Source organism: Sinomicrobium endophyticum (assembly GCF_052983315.1).
Genome location: NZ_JBRKIS010000025.1, coordinates 284,050 through 306,630 on the forward strand (window position 1 = coordinate 284,050; position 22,581 = coordinate 306,630).

13 protein-coding genes are annotated in these 22,581 nt (G+C 44.7%); 10 read left to right on the top strand and 3 right to left on the bottom strand.

Going from position 1 to position 22,581, the window contains the following annotated elements; all coding sequences use genetic code 11:
- Positions 1–2 precede the first annotated feature (2 nt).
- The 3 genes from ACVBDU_RS09925 to ACVBDU_RS09935 all read right to left on the bottom strand — a co-directional run bounded on the left by ACVBDU_RS09925 (position 3) and on the right by ACVBDU_RS09935 (position 2,906).
- A complete protein-coding gene (locus ACVBDU_RS09925; RefSeq protein ID WP_447179592.1) occupies positions 3–503 on the bottom strand; it encodes a regulatory protein RecX in 501 nt (166 codons plus the stop codon).
- A 241-nt stretch (positions 504–744) separates the two neighbouring features.
- Complete coding sequence (locus tag ACVBDU_RS09930) at positions 745–2,289, bottom strand: Rne/Rng family ribonuclease (RefSeq protein ID WP_447179593.1); 1,545 nt, start codon at positions 2,287–2,289, stop codon at positions 745–747.
- 326 nt (positions 2,290–2,615) lie between these two features.
- Positions 2,616–2,906 (bottom strand): HU family DNA-binding protein, encoded by a 291-nt coding sequence (locus ACVBDU_RS09935; protein ID WP_072316194.1) that lies wholly within the window; start codon positions 2,904–2,906, stop codon positions 2,616–2,618.
- Positions 2,907–3,038: 132 nt separating this feature from the next.
- On the opposite strand from ACVBDU_RS09935, the gene mutY reads away from it, so the two are divergent.
- From mutY to ACVBDU_RS09985, 10 genes are all read left to right on the top strand, one after another.
- Positions 3,039–4,076: an A/G-specific adenine glycosylase gene (mutY, locus tag ACVBDU_RS09940; RefSeq protein WP_447179594.1), complete on the top strand. Its 1,038-nt coding sequence runs from the start codon at positions 3,039–3,041 to the stop codon at positions 4,074–4,076.
- 61 nt (positions 4,077–4,137) lie between these two features.
- The gene (locus ACVBDU_RS09945; RefSeq protein WP_447179595.1) at positions 4,138–4,596 is read left to right on the top strand and encodes a single-stranded DNA-binding protein; all 459 of its coding nucleotides are present in this window, start codon (positions 4,138–4,140) and stop codon (positions 4,594–4,596) included.
- Between the two features lie 25 nt (positions 4,597–4,621).
- A complete protein-coding gene (locus ACVBDU_RS09950; RefSeq protein ID WP_447179596.1) occupies positions 4,622–5,965 on the top strand; it encodes a gliding motility-associated protein GldE in 1,344 nt (447 codons plus the stop codon).
- A gap of 20 nt (positions 5,966–5,985) precedes the next feature.
- Positions 5,986–6,549, top strand: coding sequence for a gliding motility lipoprotein GldD (gldD, locus tag ACVBDU_RS09955; RefSeq protein WP_447179597.1), 564 nt, complete (start codon positions 5,986–5,988; stop codon positions 6,547–6,549).
- Between the two features lie 116 nt (positions 6,550–6,665).
- Positions 6,666–7,853 (top strand): glycoside hydrolase family 88 protein, encoded by a 1,188-nt coding sequence (locus ACVBDU_RS09960; protein WP_447179598.1) that lies wholly within the window; start codon positions 6,666–6,668, stop codon positions 7,851–7,853.
- A 116-nt stretch (positions 7,854–7,969) separates the two neighbouring features.
- Positions 7,970–8,995, top strand: coding sequence for a LacI family DNA-binding transcriptional regulator (locus tag ACVBDU_RS09965; protein WP_447179599.1), 1,026 nt, complete (start codon positions 7,970–7,972; stop codon positions 8,993–8,995).
- Positions 8,996–9,302: 307 nt separating this feature from the next.
- A complete protein-coding gene (locus ACVBDU_RS09970; RefSeq protein WP_447179600.1) occupies positions 9,303–15,173 on the top strand; it encodes a LamG-like jellyroll fold domain-containing protein in 5,871 nt (1,956 codons plus the stop codon).
- A 443-nt stretch (positions 15,174–15,616) separates the two neighbouring features.
- Entirely contained in the window at positions 15,617–18,748 is a 3,132-nt protein-coding gene (locus tag ACVBDU_RS09975; protein WP_447179601.1) for a SusC/RagA family TonB-linked outer membrane protein, read from the top strand.
- A 52-nt stretch (positions 18,749–18,800) separates the two neighbouring features.
- Positions 18,801–20,435 carry a RagB/SusD family nutrient uptake outer membrane protein gene (locus tag ACVBDU_RS09980; protein ID WP_447179602.1) on the top strand — a complete coding sequence of 545 codons (1,635 nt, stop codon included), beginning with the start codon at positions 18,801–18,803 and terminating at the stop codon, positions 20,433–20,435.
- 122 nt (positions 20,436–20,557) lie between these two features.
- The gene (locus tag ACVBDU_RS09985) at positions 20,558–22,531 is read left to right on the top strand and encodes a heparinase II/III domain-containing protein (RefSeq protein WP_447179603.1); all 1,974 of its coding nucleotides are present in this window, start codon (positions 20,558–20,560) and stop codon (positions 22,529–22,531) included.
- Positions 22,532–22,581 lie beyond the last annotated feature (50 nt).

Genomic DNA, 22,581 nt, shown 5'->3' on the forward strand with positions numbered 1-22,581 from the left:
GGTCAGCCGGTAAGTTCGTTTACCTTTTCGTATACCAAATGGCTTTCCCATCCTCTGTACAAAAGGTAGTCTGACAATTTTTTTCTGCCCCGAAAAAGGGCTTCGGCCTGTTTTTTACCCGGGGAAAGTGTATCTTTAATCTGGCTCCATTTCTTTTCCGCAATTTCATGAAGGGTATCCAGGTAATCTTCTTCCGGTATTTCTTTAAGGCCCTCACGGATATTGGGAGCAGATATTTCCCTTGCCTGAAGTTCTCTCACTATACGCTGCCTACCCCATTTTTTTATCCGGAATTTTCCCCGGGCAAAACTTTTTGCGAACCTCTCTTCATTCAGAAAACCATTCTCAATAAGATGTACCACTATAGTATCTACCGCCAGCGGTATCATATTCATCTCCCGGAGTTTTGCCACTACTTCTTTATGGCATCGCTCGCGGTAAGCACAAAAATGTTCCAGTTTTCGCCTGGCTTCATCTACGGTAAAGGTTTGCTTGTTCATCATCCGGAAAAACTAAATAACGGATCAAATAAAAGTAAAATATTCCAAATAGAGCAAGGGTAAAAGTTGTGAATTTTGTAGTTCGGAGTTTTTTAGTGGGTAGTTATGAGCTTTTCGACGTAACGCTTACGTTTTGTACCAGGAAAGGTATGTGTTTTATTGGATTTACAGAAGAATTATCCGCAACGCCAGCGAACTATACAAAACAAAAAAACCACACTATATTGCTATAGCGTGGTAGTTCTTAAGATAAAATTGTTCCCTTTTTATCTTTAAATCGGTATTCCAAATACGTGTAAGCGTCTCTTGGTAAAATTTTTACCCATTTTTTGTGTTCTAAGAACCACTTAGAACGGATGGATGGAAATCCTTTGGTTAAATATGCTGCAATAAACGGGTGTGTATTAAGCACAATACCGTTTTTGAAGCTTTTATTCTGTATAATTTTTTCAAGATCGGCAGATATCTTGTCTATAATTAAGATAGGAGCCTCTATTTCCCCGCTACCGTTGGGATTTTCTTCCCTGGTCTTAATATTCATTTCCGGCCTCACTCTCTGCCTTGTAATCTGTATCAGGCCAAATTTACTAGGGGGTAAGATCTTGTGCTTGGCCCTGTCTTCTTTCATTTCCTCTCTGAAATGATCATAGAGTTTTCTGCGGTTTTCCAGCTTTGTCATATCAATAAAGTCAACGACAATTATCCCGCCCATATCGCGTAGCCGGAGTTGCCTCGCTATTTCCGTTGCCGCTATCAGGTTAACTTCCAGCGCGGTTTCTTCCTGTGATTTGGCTTTATTGGAGCGATTACCACTGTTTACATCTATCACATGGAGGGCTTCGGTATGTTCTATAATCAAATACGCGCCCTTACTCATGGATACGGTTTTTCCGAAAGAAGTCTTTATCTGCCTTTCTATCCCGTATTTTTCAAATAGGGGATTACGGGGATCGTGCAATTTCACGATAGATTCTTTTTCCGGTGCAATTTCATGCACATAATCTTTAATTTGGTAATAAAGCGTTTCATCGTCTACATAAATACCTGTAAACGAATCATTAAACACATCCCTCAATATAGATGCTGCCCGGTTTAGCTCACTGAGCACTTTTGACGGATGTCCCGCTTTATGGATTTTTTTACACATAGCTATCCACCTGTTGTACAGGTTGTGTAAATCTTTGTCCAGTTCTGCGACTTTTTTGCCTTCTGCAACGGTACGAACTATAACACCAAACCCTTTGGGCCTGATGCTTTGCACGAGCCTTTTCAACCTGTCTTTTTCTTCTTTACTTTCGATTTTTTGCGAAACCGAAATACGATCGGAAAAAGGTACCAGCACCAGGTAACGTCCGGCTATGGAAAGCTCGGAACTGATTCTGGGGCCTTTGGTGGAAATAGGTTCTTTTACAATTTGTACCAATATAGACTGATTGGATTTCAGCACATTTAAAATGCTTCCATTTTTGTCTATATCTTCTTCAAATGGGAAGTCTTTTAATGAAAAGTCTTTTAATTTACCTGTGCTTACACGTTTAATGAATTTCAATAAAGAAGGTAATTTGGGACCGAGGTCATGATAATGCAAAAAAGCATCTTTCTCGTACCCAACATTTACAAAGGCCGCATTAAGCCCGGAAACAGGCTTTCTGATTTTGGCAAGCATAATATCGCCTACAGCAAAATCACTGCTGTCCTCTTCCTTATGCAATTCTACTAGTTTTCCATCCTTTAACAAGGCAAAATCAACGTCAGAGGAGCCAGATCTTACTATCAATTCCTTATTCACTCTGAATGATTTTATGTCCATCCGCAATAGCCATAACGGCACATGCGAACGAAAGGATTAAACAATAATTTTCACAGGTTTCCCGCTTTTTGGCGGGATAATAACCCGGCGAAACTTCATCCTGTAAAGGGCAAAGTCTCTATTTCAATGAACGTTTATAATTCTTAAATTGAAAACGGCAGAGACACACCAACGTGTGTCTCTACTTTATTTTTTCTTTTTATGTCGGTTAGCTCTCGCTCTTTTTTTACGTTTATGCGTAGCTACCTTATGTCTTTTTCTTTTTTTACCACTCGGCATAGTCTGTATGATTAAATTAATATTGCTTACTTAACTTCCACATTAGTTTTTACTCCCTCGACAAAAACTTTTGCAGGCTTAAATGCAGGGATATTGTGAGCAGGTATTTTAATGGTAGTATTCTTGGAGATATTCCTACCTGTTTTCTCTGCTCTGGTTTTAATAATAAAGCTGCCAAATCCTCGCAAATACACATTGTCTCCGCTTTCCAAAGAATTTTTCACTTCATCCATGAAAGATTCTACTGTGGCCTGCACATCTCCTTTTTCCATGCCAAGTTTTTCTGAAATCTTAGCTACGATGTCTGCTTTCGTCATTTTTATTATGTTTTATTAACTTATATTAATTTTAGGGGATGCAAATATATAAATTAATTACTCAAAATTTAAACCCTAATTGATTAAAATTTAACCATATAAACTTTATACTTTTGATCCATATTCAAAAACATGACTTTTTCAGAGATAATCATAGACTGGTATCGACAGAATAAACGCGAATTGCCGTGGCGAAAAACCACAGACCCTTACAAAATATGGCTTTCGGAAATCATGTTACAGCAAACCAAGGTAGACCAGGGGCTCCCTTACTATCTGAAGTTTGAAAAAGCCTTCCCTACAGTCTTCGATCTGGCCGATGCGACAGAAGAAAACGTTCTTAAACTATGGCAGGGGCTCGGCTACTATTCCAGGGCGAGAAACCTGCATTACACTGCCGGATATATTGCCAGGGAAAGAAATGGTGAATTCCCTTCTTCTTATAAAGAACTCCTCAAACTAAAAGGAGTAGGTGATTATACGGCAAGTGCCATAGCATCCATATCTTTCAACGAGGCTTCACCCGTAGTAGACGGTAATGTATACAGGGTCCTCTCCCGTTACTTTGGCATTGACACCCCCATAAACTCCGGCCAGGGCATAAAGTATTTCAAAAAACTCGCAGAAGAGCTTATAGATAAAGAAAACCCGGCCACTTTCAACCAGGGCATAATGGAATTCGGCGCCATACAGTGCAAACCCAGGTCTCCGTTATGCTCCGAATGCCCTCTGAACACGAGTTGCGTGGCCTTTAAAGACGATCTGGTAAATAAACTTCCGGTGAAAATCAAAAATACCAGAATAAGACACCGTTATTTCAATTACCTTATTATACACAACGAACAACGCACCCTGCTCTTTCAAAGAAGGGAGAAAGACATATGGCAACACCTGTATGAATTTCCCCTGGTGGAAACGGAAAAATCCATGAGTGAAGAGGAAATTATAAGTCATCCGCAATTTGAGGAACTCATCGGAGACAACCGTTTTGAGATCTCCCTTTACAATAATGAAAAAGTAGTGCATAAACTCTCTCATCAGCACATACATGCCACCTTCTGGATCGTTTACCTGAAAAATGACATAGAAGGAGGTATCCGGAAATCCGAAATAAAAGAGTATCCTGTCCCCGTTTTAATTGCTAATTTTGTACGCGAATATGAATTTTGATCCCTTTACAGGGAAAAACAGCTAATTTTTAGTATTTTTGAGTTAATAGAACCGTAAGATTATGAGTGGAACATTAAACAAAGTAATGCTGATAGGGCATTTGGGAGATGATGTGAAAATGCATTATTTTGAAGGAGGAAATTCCCTTGGACGTTTCCCCCTGGCCACTAATGAAACCTATGTGAACAGGCAAACCGGGGAACGTGTTTCCAATACGGAATGGCACAATATAGTGGTACGAAATAAGGCTGCTGAAGTTTGTGAAAAATATCTTAGCAAAGGAGACAAGATATATGTGGAAGGGCGTATAAAGACAAGACAATGGCAGGGAGAAGACGGCAATACCAGGTATTCTACGGAAATACAGGTAACCGATTTTACCTTTCTGTCCACTAAAAAGGAAAGCAGCGACAACAATTTCTCCCAGTCAGGCTCTTCCCCTTCGACGGAAAACAAGCCTGCTGCCAATAATCCCGCTCCTTCCCAGGATACGGGAGAGGACGACGATTTACCGTTTTAACGAAGTTTAACCAAAATCCCAGAGATTGGACCCTGAACCCTCGAGTTTTTTAATTTTCCTTTCCGATACAGAAGGCGTAAATATTTTCAAGTTCGTCATACTTTTTATATTGCTTGGTTGCTCCGCATTGGTTTCGGGGACGGAAGTTGCTTTCTTTTCCATGACACAAACCGACCTCAACGAAGAAGAAGCATCTAAAACAGCCCGGGGCAACCTCATCGTAAAACTGCTTCTGCGTCCTAAAAGATTACTGGCCACTGTACTGATAGCCAATAACTTTATAAATATCGCCATAGTGCTGCTGTTCAGCTCACTCGGTAAATCGCTATTCAGCGGGCTGGAACAGAAAATCTTCGGGGTCGTGGAACTTCGGTTTCTGCTCGAAGTAGTTGTAGCCACTGCCATGATCCTTCTGTTCGGTGAAATCCTGCCAAAAATATACGCAAGCCGAAACCGTATCAAGTTTGTACATTTTATGGCTTACCCTCTTATGGTGCTCGACAAACTGCTCGCCCCCTTCAGTATACCCATGAAGGCTTCCACATCTTTTCTGCAGGACAGGCTGGGGAGGGAAAAAACCAACCTGTCGGTAGACCAGCTATCCCATGCCCTGGAACTGACATCTGAAGAAGACACGACCAAGGAAGAGCAAAAGATCCTTAGGGGTATCGTTTCTTTCGGGAATACAGATACCAAACAGGTAATGTGTCCGCGTATCGATGTTTTCGCGCTCAATGAAGAAATGAAATTTCCGGATGTCATCCGGGAAATTGTAAAGAACGGATATTCGAGAATTCCCGTTTTCAGGGATAATGTAGATAATGTTACCGGAGTATTGTACGTAAAGGACCTGTTACCTCATATCGACAAAAAAACCCTTAACTGGTCCAAACTGAAAAGAGAAGCCTATTTCGTTCCCGAAAACAAAAAGCTGGACGACCTGCTTAAGGAATTCCAGGAAATGAAAATGCACCTGGCTATCGTAGTTGATGAATACGGAGGGACCTCAGGACTGGTTACCCTGGAAGATATTATCGAAGAAATTGTCGGGGATATAAGTGACGAGTTTGACGACGAAGACCTTATTTTCTCCAAACTGGACGAAAACAACTACGTATTCGAAGGGAAAACCACCCTGAAAGACTTTTACCGGGTATTACGGCTGAACAACGAAGAGATTTTTGAAGAAAACAAGGGGGAATCCGAAACTGTCGCCGGATTTGTACTGGAGATTGCCGGAAAATTTCCCCGTATCCGGGAAAAAATAAACTTCCATAACTTTACGTTTATTATAGAGGCCCTGGACGAAAAACGTATCAAGCAAATTAAGGTTACCATAGAGCCCAATGCGCAAGGTGCCACAGCCTGACGTAACCCAAAAAACACATAGTGAAGAAATCCGGTTTTATATATTGCATTTTACTGTTATTATTCCTTATTGCATGTGGCAGGGACCCACTACCCAAACCCAAAGCTGTTTTGCGACTGGAATACCCGGAAGCCTCTTACAGGATTGCAAGAACCGACGACTGCCCTTTCCGGTTTCAACATAACACCCTGGCCGTGATAAAAAACAAAGACAACTGCCGTCTGAATATCGAATATCCCGGTATGAAAGCTACGATATTCCTTACCTACATGCCCGTTCGGGACAATCTTAAATCCCTGCTCCGGGATGCGGAAAAACTCACCTTCGATCATGTTATCAAAGCAGATGAAATAGGCGTAGGCGGACAATTTGAAAACAAAACGGAAAATGTGTACGGCAGATTGTATGAAATTGCCGGAAACGCGGCATCCCAAACCCAGTTCTATGTAACGGACAGCACCTCACATTTTCTTACCGGCTCCCTGTATTTCTACACAAAACCCAATTACGACTCCATTCTTCCCGCCGCAGAATACCTTAACAAAGACATACGGAGACTGATGGAATCCCTGAAATGGGAATAAAAAACGAATACAATCGATTGTTTTTTCAGGAAAATACATATATTTGTTGTGCTCGAAAACATTTATTGTTTTACTGTAGCGACAACTCATGTCAACTAACCAAAAGACTATATCTTATGAAATACACATTCTTTCTGCTATTGCTGTCTGCAATTGTAGCCGGGTGTTCCGAAAAACCCGTTCAGAACACATCAGGATCCGTACTTGACCTTGCCCGGGACCAGTACGATTCCCTATGTAAATCCATCGCCCCATTAAAGGAAAACCAAAAAATGATGCCGCGTACCACGAAAGACGGGGAACTGCTACCCGTAGGCATATACGACTGGACCAGTGGTTTTTTTCCGGGGTCGCTGTGGTATCTGTACGGTCTTACGAAAGACAATAAATGGAAGGACCGTGCTACGGAGTACACCGAAAAACTGGACACTATACAATACTGGGAAGGCAACCACGATGTAGGCTTCATTATGGAATGTTCTTATGGCAATGCCCTGAAATACATCGACACCCCGGCCTATGATTCTGTTATAGTGCAAACGGCCAGATCCCTTTCGGCAAGATTTCGTCCCAAAGCGGGAGTTATCCAATCCTGGGACTGGTCTAAAAAATGGGAATGCCCGGTTATCATTGACAATATGATGAACCTGGAACTTCTCTTCCACGCCACAAGCATATCCGGCGACTCCGCCTATTACGATATTGCGGTATCCCACGCCGATCAAACCATGAAAAACCACTACAGGGAAGATTACAGTTCGTATCATGTGGTGGATTATGATACCATAACCGGGCAGGTGATACAAAAAAACACGCATCAGGGCCTTCGGGACGATTCGGCATGGGCAAGAGGTCAGGCCTGGGGATTGTACGGCTTTACCATGTGCTACCGGCGGACCGGAGACCTCAAATATCTCGAACAGGCACAGAAAATTGCCTCCTTTATCAAAAATAACCCCAATCTTCCCGAAGATGAAATCCCCTATTGGGATTACAACGCCCCGGCTTCCGAAAATACTCCAAGGGACGCATCGGCAGCGGCAATAGCAGCCTCTGCACTTTATGAACTAAGTACATTTACCGAAAATAAAAATGCGGAAAATCATCTTGATTTTGCCGACAAGATCATGGAAAGCCTGAGCTCATCCGCCTATTTCGCCAAACCGGGGAGCAACGGAGACTTTTTACTCATGCATTCCGTAGGCAGCAAACCACATGAAGTAGAGGTCAATGTTCCCTTAAACTATGCCGACTACTATTTCCTGGAAGCCATGCTCCGGAAAAAAGAAATACAGCAGAAATAATCATATATATGTTAAACGGCAGGTTCCCCGAAAAAGAAGAACAATTCACAATAGTTCCTTCTCCAATTCGTAGATGATAGTATATTTACATTACCGATTTCAGAAAATTCACATCTATGAAAAAAGGGAAGCCAACCATACATGAAATTGCCAGGGTCCTGAATATCAATAGTTCAACCGTATCCAGGGCCCTTAACAACAGCAACAGGGTAACGCAGAAGACAAAGGAAAAAGTCTGGGCCAAAGCCGAGGAGCTCGGCTACCAGCGCAATCTGCTGGCTTCTAACCTTCGTCGTAACCAAACCAATACCATAGGTGTGGTTGTTCCGAGAATTTCCAGGCACTTTTTTTCCTCGGCAATCGCCGGGATAGAAGAAGCAGCCTTTATCTCCGGATTCAACGTTATTATATGTCAATCCCTTGAAAAACTGGATCGCGAACAACGGATTGTCAAAAACCTTGTTGCCAACAGAGTTGACGGCATTCTTATCTCTGTGTCCATGGAAACCACCGAAAGCGGTCACCTGCAATATTTACAGGACAACGGCACTCCCCTGGTTTTCTTCGATCGCCATTGCAAAAACATGCCCAACGCCAGTAAAGTCCTCATAAATGACTTTCAGGCTGCATACGATGCCGTAACGCACCTGATCGCCAAAGGATGTAAAAAAATTGCGCACTTCAGCGGCCCTCAGGAATTGGAAATCTACAAAAACCGTCTTAAGGGTTATAAAAAAGCCCTGAAAGATCACCATATTGCATACAATCCGAAAATCGTTCTGACCTCCACGCTGATGGAATCTGACGGGAGTGCTTCCATAAAAAAAATCCTGCAGGATCACCCCGATCTCGACGGTATTTTCTCCGCCAATGACGTATCTGCCATAGGAGCCGTAAAATATCTCAAGAAAATAGGAAAAAAAATTCCGGAAGATGTTGCCATAGTCGGTTTTAGCAACGAACCGAGCTCTGAAGTCATAGAGCCTTCCCTGACCACAGTAGACCAGTCTGCCTTCGAGATAGGAAAAATTGCCTGCGATCTGCTCGTAAGTAATATACAAAACGACGAAGCAGGTTTATCCAACCAGACCATAATACTCAATCCCTCCCTTTTGGAACGAGGGTCTTCGGATAAAAAATAACCGGTTTTTCCGGGAAATTGTCCTTAAAAGCCTGTTACGAAAGAATTTTCTGCCCAACAGAAGTTCGTGATATTCATTTTTTTAAGCAAAACTTTGTTTAATTTATGTTAAAATATTATTTTCGGGGTCATCCAGCCATCCGGAGAAAACAGGATTTTGTAAAACGACCGATTTCCGGAGGAGTACATCAATAAGTGTTATCGATAACACTTTTGCTCATATGCAATAAAATTACCCTAATAAAGAACAATTATGCTCAACCCATATTCTTATCTAACACATTTTATTAACCTTAAACTTATGTTCTATGAAACAAATTTTACTTTTGCTACTGGCATTCCTATTGTCAGTTTCCCTTTATCCACAGGTTAATCCGTCCCCGAAAAAGGATTACCGGATACTTCATGTCAACAAAAAGTTCACTCCGAAGAAGGGCTTTGCCCCGGATGCAAAAAGCAGTCACCGGGCAAACACCGACCCCTCTGCGGTAGTTTACGATGAGGACAGGTATTTCATTATCCAATTTGAAGAACTTCCTACCCGTCAACAGAAAGATCGTTTACGGCAGCTGGGCATAAACTTACTGGACTACATTCCCAATATGGCTTATTACGCCCGTTTCGATAAAGAGGTCCACACCGGCAATCTTACCGGTTTTAAGCTGAGAACCATTCTTCCAATAGATGAAGACTTTAAACTGTCCGGAGAACTTCATGCCGACAGAATACCATCCCATCTACGCAAGGGAACTAATCTGGAAGTAGAAATCACCCTCTTTGAAGGTATAAACACTTCGGCTATACAAAGAGAGATCGGCAGATACGCTTCTGTAATTTCCAAAAGGTCCGATCGGCACTGGCAGGTACTGGTGAGTCCGGATAAACTCCGGGACCTGGCAACTGTCAACGGGATCCTATACATAGAACCTGCCAGCGGTGAACCCCGGGCAGAAGACGACCGGCCTGCTCCGGAAGATAAATTCAGCAACGGGCACAGTCGCAGTAACTTTCTGAATACCGGCTTCGGAGGTATATTATACAACGGGGAAGGCGTAAACGTCATGGTACGGGAAAACAGCATATACCCTTCCATAGACACACACGGACGGCTAATGGATGGCTCTGATCTCGGCAACAGTCCCTCTTCGCATTCCACGGGAGTAGCTTCCTACCTGGCCGGCGCAGGTAACGGCAATCCCCGTGACCGATCCAATGCATGGGGCGCAGATATTCTCTCTGTATCCGGACAGAACACTTATGAGCTATACGATGACCCGGAAAGAAAAATACGCGTAACCAATATGTCTTATGGCTGGTGGAATACGGATAACCAGACCGTACAGGCCGGTTATAACTCGCTGAGCCAGGAACACGATAATTTTATTCGTACCAGGCCGGAAGCCATGCTTGTGTATTCCTCCGGAAATGTGGGGGGATATACTCCCATCGGAGGACTCTACAACGGCATAACGGGTTGGGCCAATATCTCCGGACATGCCAAGCATGCCAAAAACCTGCTTACGATAAGCGGAACGGACTATGAAGACACTTTCCTGGAATGGACCTGCAAGGGACCGGCATACGACGGCCGCATTAAACCCGACCTTTCCATAGAAGGACAGGGCGGGACTTCATTTGCCGCACCCAAGATATCCGGAATATTCACTATCCTGCATCAGGCGTACAAGGAAGAAACATCGGGTAGCATGGCTCCAAGTGCCCTTATCAAAGCCATTCTGCTAAATACCGCAGACGACATACACAACAAAGGTATCGATTTTAAAACAGGGTTCGGTCGTCCCAACGTACGCAGAGCCTATGAGGTTATAAAGGACGGTCAGCATTTTGCGGGATCTGTGGCAAACGGACAGGAACAGACTTTTGCAATCCAGGTTCCTTCCGGTATCTCACAGTTCCGCGTAATGGTATACTGGCACGACTACGAAGCTACTCCCGGTGCAGCAAGAGCACTGGTAAATGACCTGGATATTGTGGTAAAAGATCCCGGTAATACCGAAACATTACCCTGGGTTCTGGACACCATTCCCAATCCGGCCAACCTCAATGCCCTGCCTTCCAGGAATGAAGACCATATAAACAATGTGGAGCAGGTTACCATAGATAATCCGTCAACCGGATCGTATACCGTCTCCGTAAAGGGCTATAACATCCCGGAGGGGCCCCAGGAGTTCTTTGTCGTATATGAATTCCTCCGCGAAGAAGTTATCCTGACGCATCCTATAGGAAACACCCCTATGGCTCCCGGAGATGAAGAATATATCCGGTGGGATGCCTACGGCGATCCCGGAACATTCGACCTGGATTATTCCACAGACAACGGTGCTACCTGGAATTCGATTGCTGCCAATCTCCCCGAAGACCAACGCCAATATCGCTGGACGGTCCCTGAATTGGAAACCGATATTCTTGTAAGAGTGAAAAGAGGAGAGCAAGTATCCGTATCCGAGCCTTTCAGCATTTTCCCTGCACCTACGGATTTTAAAGTGGACTGGGCTTGTGAAGATGCCGTCCAGCTTTCCTGGGATAAAGTTCCCGAAGCGTCCGAATATGAATTATTCAGGCTCGGAGAAAAATATATGGAAACCATAGGGACTACCACAGATTCCCTCTTTATATTTCCGGTTACAGATGCGGGATCGGAAGAGTGGTTTTCCATAAGGGCTATCGGACCCGAAGGCCAGGTAAGCCTTAGAGCAAATGCCGTTCGGAAAAGTGAGGGGCAGTTCAAATGCAGTCCCGTCATTACCTCCGCGGCTTTTGAAGTAAGAAAAGATTCCGTTCTCCTTACCGGGGAAATAAATGCGATGGGCAAAACCCTGGCAGATATAAAGTTCGAATACGGCCCCACAGCCTCCTATGGCTCCGAACTTTCCGTTCCCGGGACATATACGGGAACCCGGTTTACCCAAATCCAACGGACGGCAATGCTCAACCTTCAATCCGGAGAAACCTGGCATTATCGCCTTAAAGGGAAACTGGATGGGGAGGACGTATATGGGGAAAGCCATACTTTTCAGCCATCACCCGGAAATTCCATGGTATTTAACGGGGGAGAAACCATAATCGTCGGCCCTAATGATGCCGTAAATGGCAATAAGGCCCGAACCATCGAATGCTGGGTTCGTACGGATACCTATAATTCCGATGGCGGCGTGATAAACCTTCCCGGTGGTGCAGGTACTACCAGGGGCGACTTTACCCTGTCCACCAACGGAGGTGAAGGCCGGTGGAAACTATCCCTCTGGAATGTCACCCGAAGCTATACCCTGCCCGAAAACAAGGGACAATGGCATCACATGGCCATTACCTACAATCCGGAAAACACCACAGCAGAACTATATTACGACGGTATTTTATGGGATACCTGGAATACCGGCGGGGAATTGAACACGATACCCGGTAATATCCGTCTCGGTGCACGAAATAACGGAGGAGATAAATTCTATAAGGGTGAAATGGATGAAATACGCATATGGAGCACTGTGCGCACCGCTTCCCAAATCAGGGAAAACATGCACCATCCGCTTTCCGGTGTAGAAGAAGGGCTCGAATACTATATAAATTTCGATCATATGGGACCGGAAACGTATGAGGTGCGGAGCAGAGGTGGATTGTCCTATACCGGAAATCCCCTGAAAGCAAAGGCCGAATATCCTTTCGGAGAAGGAAATACATCCGTAAAACCGGAAGTTCCCGGCAGTGTAGTATTTAGCGAAAATGTAGGTGTCACAGCACATTATAATGCACCGATAGAAACAGAAGCCTCCTTTTCCAGGATAACACTGACTTCCGTAAAATTCGACGGATTTTCCCCGTCGGCCTCTATTCTCGGCAACGAATTCTGGATAGGTCATCGCTACACGCAAAGTACAGATACCCTCAATATGGATATTTCTTTTAAAAGTTCTGCCGGCATTACGGAAAACGACGAACAAAATCCCGGCTATATCCACCTCTTTAGCAGAGCCCCTTATACTTCCGAAGCCTGGATATACGACAGTGCAGCAGATTCTGCGCATGCGCAACAAAACTCCGTGACCCTGAACAACAGGACATCCTATACCCAATATCTTTTTCTGCGGGATGAAAACCCGTTCGTATATGCTACCAGGGATTCGCTTTTTCTTTCCGATACCAGGGTAGATGCGGTTACACAATCTGTGGATTTTGATATTTCGGGAGCTAACCTTTCAGGGGATATTTCCGTAATTCCACCGGAAGGGTTTGAAATATCCGTCAACGACAGTATTTACATTGACAATAGTGCTTCACTGGACATAAGTCCGGGAAACAATGAAATAAAAAGTACTAAATTGTATGCCAGGTTCGCACCGAAAGCCGCGGGCAATCACGAGGGACATATTAAAATTCTCTCCGGTGCCGCGGTGCTGGACAGTATCCGGGTGATGCAGGAAGCTATAGAACCGGAAATAACAGCGGGTAAAGCCCTTAGTTTTAATGGCAATTCGGATTATCTGGAAATACAGGACTTAAACTGGCAGCCTGCCGAATTTACCATAGAATGGTGGCATAAAGCAAATTCATACAATAATTACAACCAGCAGATAGGCAATGGCTGGGGATCCTTCCTTATTCATGCCGGAAGTTCCGGAGACCTCAGCATAGGAGTGGCTAACAACAATAATTCCCGGATGACGGTACCCGGAGCGTTTAGTGATACCGGTAACTGGCATCACTTCGCATATACATTTCATAACGGGGAAGCCAGAATTTATATGGACGGAGAGTTAATAGACAGTAAAACATCATCCGATGCTCCTCCCATGTGGTCCGTTTTCCGGATCGGAAGTCCGGACTCCAATACCATAGACGGTGAAATAGACGAATTCCGTATGTGGGAAGCAGCCCGAACGCCGCAGGAGATCCGGGAAAACATGTACCACACACTCGAAGGGATCGAACCGGGATTGAAACTATACCTGCAATTTCAGGAAACCGAAAAAGCGGATCTTATCGCAGATCTGTCCGATCACGGACTTCCCGTAAGGGTCTTTAACACTCCTGCCAGGGTAATATCTTCGGCACCCGTCGCAAAAGGAATAAGTAAAACACTTGTGGTAGACGGGGCAGGTACTTATGATTTCGGGGAAACCGGTATGGCGCTGATATACGATGACGATGAAGTTGATCCGAACGGAGAAACCGTAATAAGCCGATTGGATTCTTCTCCTTACCAGGCTCCGGAAATGCCCCTTTATAAATCTTCTTATTGGATCGCAAAAAACTATGCTAATGACGAAGAATATAGAATACAAACCGTTATCCTGAAAGGAGTGGCAGATTGTACACAACAACTCCAACTCCATAAACGGGCACCCCAGGCAACGGAGGAGTGGATAAGTACCGGCCCCGGTATTAACCAGGGAGAGGACCTCTACTTCACTTCCCCTGCTCCGGGCATGCCGGACAGTCAGCTGATCTTTGCCCAGTATCCGGTAGCCAGCCCGCTATCTGTTACAGTAGAAGATGTGTTTGCCATAAACCCGGGCGGACTTCCCAATACCATTTACCTGGGTTACGGACCGGAAGAGCTTCTTTTCCATGCGGAAGTAAATGGCGGAGTTGCCCCTTATCATTATGAGTGGAGTAACGGAACTACCGGAAACACCCTTCTCGCAGCCCCGGAAGAACCCGGAAAACACCAATACGACCTGGTAGTTACCGATGCTATTGGCTGCACAGAATCCGTATCTGTTACCGTTAACGTGAAAGATGTAAGTTGCAAAGGCAAAAAAATCGCCATATGTCATCGCGGAAAACAACTTTGTATAAGTCCGCGGGCCATAGGCGCACTTCTCGCCATAGGCGCCACATTGGGAGCTTGTTCGGATCACACGTATCCCGGAATGCTGAGGAAAGATGTAACCGAAGAAAACAATATATCAGAAGGAATAATGGCATATCCTAATCCGGCCAGTTCTGAAGTAAGTATAGAAGGAAAACTTTTACACGATGGCCCGGCTACAATACATCTCTACAACCTGTCCGGCAATCCTGTGCTGAGACAAAAAATCCAGGTGAAAAACGGATCCTATAACACCAGGCTCAACATTTCCGGTTTATCACCAGGTGTATATATCATAAGCGAAACGGACAATTCCGGTAAAGAACGAAGTACCAAAATCGTCATTCGCTGATAAATTATAGTCATATATCCTATCCGAAAGCGACCAGGCCATAGGCATTGGTCGCTTTCTTATTATTCCGGTTTTCGTATGATCCCGGAGAGATGCTTTTACGGAAACAGGGAAAAGTATATACATTGCACACATAAAAACAATCGATTGTATTTTTTCGTCGATTTGTTTGTTTTTTATTTTTCAATAGTATACATTAGCCACTCTTTTAAGATTTAAACCGAATAATCCATAAATTTTTAAGTCCGAATTAACTCTTGGATCTAATATTAAAGTAAAAATGTGTTCGAGCCCATAATTATTTAATTTTTAATTACCGATTGTATAATGTGTAATTTATCCTTATCCGAACCATTCATTCTATAAGCACTACACCAAAGGATATTTTTATCCAATAATGTGCTCGTTAACATAAACTAATTAATTCAAAAACTGATCAAAACATGAAACACTTTTGCAAAAAATGGCACTACCTGATGTGCCTGTTTCTACTGCTGTGCAGTTTCTCCGCAGCTTATGCCCAGACACCGGTAAGTGGTGTAGTTACTTCTGCCAGTGACAATATGCCTCTACCCGGAGTTACCGTGGTACTTAAAAATACTGCCACTGGTGTAGCAACTGACTTTGATGGCAATTACGAAATTTCGGTCCCTGCCAACAACGCCGTCCTGGTATTCAGTTATATCGGTTATATCACACAGGAAGTGCCGATAGAAGGAAAGTCTGTTGTAAATGTATCCCTTAAAGAGGATATTTCCGAACTGGACGAAGTAGTGGTAGTAGGTTACGGAACCCAAAAGAAGGCTACCATGACCGGTGCCGTAAGTACCGTATCCTCGGAAACGATACAAAACAGACCCGCCACAGGTATGACCACCGCCTTGCAAGGTACTGTCCCGGGACTTTCCATAACACGTAGTACGGGACAACCCGGAGATGAAGGTCTTGCCATGGAGATCCGGGGAGTCAGCTCCGCCAACGGCGCCACACCTCCCCTGGTCATTATTGATGGCGTTACCTCCCGGCCCGAAGCTTTGCAAGGGCTAAACCCATCGGATGTAGAATCGGTATCAGTCCTCAAAGACGGTGCCGCCGCTGCTATTTACGGTGCAAGAGCTGCCGGGGGCGTTATACTGATCACTACAAAAACCGGCATTAAAGGCAAAGCTGTGTTCGAATACACCGGACAGGTCACCGCGCAATGGGCCCTGAATGTTCCTGACAGGCTATCCCTGCTCGATGAAGCGGAATATGTAAACCTTGCCCGTGCCAATGCCGGGATCGGCCCGGAATACAGTGAATTCGACCTGCAAAACATACGAAACGGCATACAGCACGTGGTGGACCCGGAAAACCCCAACAAATACATCATGTATAACCAAAGGCATATTTCCGAAGACGTTCTGAGAAAAGTCTATTTTATGCACAACCATAACTTCAGTGCCCGTGGCGGATCGGAAAAAATGACTTATAATTTTTCTTTGGGTTACCAGGATCAGGAAGGGATTTTCAAAATAGGTCCCGATCAGTATACCCGGTGGAACGTAAGGGCCAATGTAAACGCAGACCTTACCAAACATCTCAATTTCGATTCCCGGATTTATTACACTGACGAATACAAGCAAAAATCCTCTTCAACCATTAATGGTTACGGATTATTTCAGCAAGTGTACCAGGCACGTACAAGGTTTCCCATATTCACCCCGGAAGGCAACCTGTACGGCGGGGCCGGAACTTCGGGAAACAACACCTATGCACTCCTTAAGGAAGGCGGATACATTCACGATAATTTCGGGGGATTAAACAGCGTTTTTACCCTTACGGCCAAAGACTTTGTAAAAGGCCTGGAAATCCGCACCATCTACGGCCGGGAAGACCAGCGGAGAGATCTCGATACTTTCCGGCGCACCGTAGACCTGTGGGACCGGGCAGACACCCCGGTATACCAGTTGAACAATCCCAATTTTTATGAAGTTAACCGCAGGAATATCGTAACACAGAATTTCCAGTTCCTGGTAGATTATGACCTGTCTATTGCCGAAAAACACAACTTCCACGTCCTTGCAGGATATCAATGGGAAGATTTTACCCGGAAAACCGTAGTGGCATCTGCCCGTAACATGTTTACCAACGACCTGCCCAGCTTAAATTTTGCCGACCAGGAAAATCTCAACAACAGCGAAAGTAAAGCTGAATTCGCAAACCAGTCCTTACTCGGAAGATTTAACTATACCTACGATGACAAATACCTGGTAGAGTTAACCATCCGATCCGACGAAAGTTCACGCCTGGCACCCGGGCAGAGGGTAAAATGGTTTACCTCCGCATCCGGAGGATGGAATATACACCGCGAAAACTGGTTTTCGGATAATATTTCCTTTATGACCCAATTAAAACCGCGATTTTCCTGGGGACAGCTAGGAGGCGCCAATTCCGAAAATATTATAGGCAATTATTCCTATCTCCCCATACTTTCCGTATCCAATAACCTGGTCCTCGGAGAAGATAAAGGGAGGAATACTTATGTTTCACAAGGCAGCATCCCTTCCTCGACCCTCGCCTGGGAAACCATTGAAACATTCAACTACGGAATAGATTTCGGTTTCTTTGCTAACAAACTGACAGGAAGTTTTGACTTTTACGAAAAGTTCAACAAAAATATGCTGGTCCGCATTCCCCGTCCGGCCACGCTTGGGGTTACTCCACCTATGGTAAACACCGGGGAACTCAAAAGCTGGGGATGGGAATTAAACCTCAACTACAGAGATCGTATCGGGGAAAACTTCAATTACAATGTTGGTCTCAATCTCTCCGATAATCAGAACAAATTGATAAACTACGGCGGTGTAAGTGTGATAAGCGCCGGAAATAATACAAGAGTAGAAGGAATGCCGCTCCGGACACTGTGGGGATATCAAACCGCACCCGGATACATTGAATCCGAAGAACAACTGGCCGCAGCTCCTTTTTATCACAATAATACCGGCATCGGGGATATCGCATACATGGATGTGGACGGGGACGGTAGGATCACTCCCGGGGATGGTAACCTGGAAAACCCCGGAGACCTTAAAATGATGGGAACCACGGATCCCCGTTACCTCTTTGGCGTCACACTTGGCGGAAACTGGAAGAATCTCGATTTCAATTTCTTTTTCCAGGGCGTAGGCAAACGATATATTATTCCAAGTATTTACGTAAGACAGCCGCTTCAGGCCTCATGGATACAACCCAGAAAATACCATATGGACTACTATACTCCCGAAAATCCGGATGCCGATTTCCCACGACCTTACCTTGCAGGCGGGCACAATTTCGTAGCCTCCGACCGATGGGTCCTCAACGCAGCCTATGTGCGACTGAAAAATATGCAGATCGGTTATTCTTTACCGGAAAGTGTGCTCGAGAAAATAGGATTTTCCCGCTTCCGTATATACTGTTCGGCCGAGGATATTCTGACGTTTACCAATCTTGGCCCTTTCAAAGGAGTTATTGATCCGGAACAACGAGACCTTTCCAACTCCGATTATCCCTTGTCGGGTAAGCTGGCCCTGGGAATCAACCTGGCATTCTAAATGTTAAGGAAACAAAAACCATTAAGGAAAAAATCCATAAATATGAAAACCTATGAAATCCACATTATATAAAATAGCTACAGGCATTCTTATCTCCGCCATAGGATTTACCTCCTGTGAAGTAAACAGGATTCCGGAAACCGATATTACCGACCCGTCTTTCTGGCAAAACGAAGCCGACCTGAAAATGGGGGCAAACAGGCTTTATACCTATTTACCTGGTCTCCCGGTCACCAACGACGTATGGTCTGACGACGCCTACGGAACAGACAATAATTCCGTAAGCGACGGTACCAGGATAACACCCGGAACGGATAGTTTTTACAGTAATCAGTATGCTCTTATCCGTTGGGCTAATAACATCATGGAAAAATCGGAAATCGTACTGGAAAACGGTACATCTCAGGAGCTGGTTGACCCTTACCTGGGGGAAGCTCGGTTTTTTCGTGCCTGGGGATATTTTGAACTGTTTCAACGCTACGGTGGCGTTCCGTTAATTCTAAAAACCCTTACCGAAGATGCCCCGGAGTTACTGGAACCAAAAGTTCACCGGGAAGATATCATTCAGAGCATATACGATGACCTGGATCTAGCCATTTCATTATTACCCGATCCGAGCGAACAGGAGGCTTCCGACTATGGCCGGATTACCCGTACCGCAGCACTGGCCCTGAAAGCAAGAGCTGCTTTGTTTGAAGGCACACGTGCCAAATTTCACGAATACGGCGATCCGCAAAGTCACCTGGCCATCGCCAGGGAAGCAACACTGGAAATTATCCAGGCCGGTGAACATGATATTTTTCCCAGTTATTTCGACCTTTTCCAGTACGAAGGAAACGGCAGAAATAATAAGGAAAACATACTGGTGAGAATGTACGGTCAGAATACCGATAACAGTATATCCTCTCATGTTACACAAAGAAACCTGGAAACCGGGGCCGCCAATCCCACAAAATACCTTGCCGATTCCTACCTGATGACCGACGGCTTACCGATAGACCAATCCTCCCTGTACGAACAGCCCACCAATACGGTAGAAGTATTTAACAATCGTGATCCGCGTATGGGAGACACTTTCTTTAAAGCGGGAGACGAATATATAGGGTCCAGGCCGGTGTATACCATTCCCCCGCTCAGCTTTCAGAAAACCGGGTTCGGTAACCGCAGATATGCCAACCTGGACGACTGGCAGGTATCGCGCTCTTACATAGACAGGGCCATTATCCGTTATGCCGAGGTTCTGCTCATCTATGCGGAAGCGACTTACGAGCTGAACGGGTCTATCAGCGATGAAGACCTCAATATTTCCATTAACGAATTGCGAAGCAGGGAAAGCGTAAACATGCCCCCGCTCACCAACGCCTTTGTGACCGGTAATGATCTGGATATGCGGGAGGAAATCCGCAGGGAACGCCGGGTGGAACTTGCCCTCGAAGGCTTCCGCTACTGGGATATCATACGATGGAAAATAGCTGAGGACGTCCTTAAAAGAGATATTCTGGGCAACTATTACTTCGACGAATTCAAAGAACAGGAAGGAACGGATCCCCTCCTTACAGAAGATAACATCATATTACTGCAAAGGGCGGGAAACCGGTTTTTTGACCCGGCTAAAGATTATTTATGGCCCTTTTCTACGGAACAATTATCTCTGAATCCCAGCCTGGAACAAAACCCGGGATGGTAACTTTAATTATGGGGACCACTCAGGATTCGGGGACCTATTCAGAATAAAACAACCGAAGGAGGCAGTACCCGGACCAACCGGGGCTACCTCCTTCAACCTGTTTCACATGATAAACGAAAAAAATGAAATGGACAATTAAACACGTTTCACTATTCCTCATCACCGGTATTTTATTGATATGGATACAAGTTGTTGAGGCCCAACAAAAGCGCAATCTGCTCGGTACTTTTTTAAAAGGGCAGACCATACAGGGTATGATTGCCACGGAATATATCCCTTATGCCAGAGATTCCGTAAAAATATACCTGGAGAAACTACCCGAAAAAACCCGGGAACAAATTATTGCCGATGCCGAAGTGGCCATGACATATGACTGGCCTTCCATTCCTGTTACCGTTTACCTCGATTTTAAACGTACCGGCGACCGGGAAGTGATGCAACAATACAGCCGTAAAAGAGGAAATACCCTCAAAAAACTGGTATTGGGTGAATTACTGGAAAACAAAGGTCGTTTTCTGGATGCTATCGTCAACGGATCGTGGGCTATCTGCGAACAGTCTACCTGGGTATTGTCCGCACATTTACCCTCGCAGAAAGGAGGAGCAGGAATTCCTAATGTCAGAGAACCCATTATTGATCTTGGCGCAGGAGAAACGGCAAACCTGCTCGGCTGGACCTATTACTTTTTCCGGGAAAAATTTGCCGAAATCTCCCCTTTCCTCAAAAAACGTATCCCGGACGAGATCAGGAACCGTATTATTATACCCTATCTGGAAAGGGATGACTTCTGGTGGCAGGCATTGAAAAAGGACGGTTTTGTTAACAACTGGAATCCCTGGTGCAATTACAATGTACTCATCAGCACCCTCCTTCTGGGGTCTTCTGTGGATACAGACACCAAAAATGAGATCGTATCGAAAACCATGCGCTCCGTAGATAAATTCATAAATTACTACAAGGACGACGGGGCCTGTGAAGAAGGGCCTGCCTACTGGGATCACGCCGGTGGAAAAATGATGGAATACCTGGAACTGCTGCAACACATTTCCTCCGGAAAAATATATATCGGAGACCGGGAACTTATCCGGAATATGGGAACGTATATCCTCGACGCACATATAGCCGGCGACTATTTTGTAAACTTTGCGGACTCTCCCGCCAGGCTGCATGCCGATGCCGGTATTATTTACCGTTTTGGTTCTTACATACGAAATTCTTCCCTGGAAAAATTCGGCTCTTTTATAGCGAATCAGGATGATTTTTTCTCTGATCCCCTGGGTCATAGCCTGGACCGTTCCCTGCACAATCTTTTCAATTATGACAAGATTAAAAACACCTCTCCGGAAAAAAACAATTCCCTGCATTTCTGGTATCCCCAGACCGAAATTGGCGGAGGCCGTACAAGCCCGGATGCCGGGAAAGGCTTTTTCTTTGCTGCCAAAGGCGGGTATAATGACGAAAGTCATAATCACAATGACGCGGGAAGTTTTATACTTTTTCACGAAGGGCAGCCCCTTATCGTAGATGTGGGAGTAGAGACCTATACCGGAAAAACATTTAGTTCCGAAAGATATTCCATCTGGACGATGCAGTCCGATTATCACAACCTTCCTTTGATAAACGGGGTTTCCCAGGCTTACGGAAAGAAGTACAAAGCTTCGGAGGTTTCGTTTGACAACCGTAAATCGGAATTGCACTTTACAACAGACATAGCATCTGCTTATCCTGCTGATGCCGCCTGTACTTCCTGGAAGAGAACTTATACGTTAAAACGATCTTCCGCTCCCGAATTAATAATAAAAGACCATTTTGAACTGGGAAAAGTGAAGGGTAGTACCTCTCTTCACTTTATAACGGTCTCCCTCCCTGCAACGGAAGGTGATGGCAAAATAACCCTGAAAAAAAACGGCAACAAAAAGGTCTCCCTTTATTTCCCCGAAAGTATGTTCGATATTTCCATAGAAGAACTGCCCCTCGAAGACCCAAGATTATTGCGGGCCTGGAAGCAAGAAAAATTGTATAGAGTTGTGCTCAAAACCCGGAATAAAGAGCAAAACGGCAATTGGGAGTGCTCCATTAAGGAAGAAAAACTGTAAAACAATGCACAAATTTTATATAACATGGACATGCTGAACCTGGAAGACCC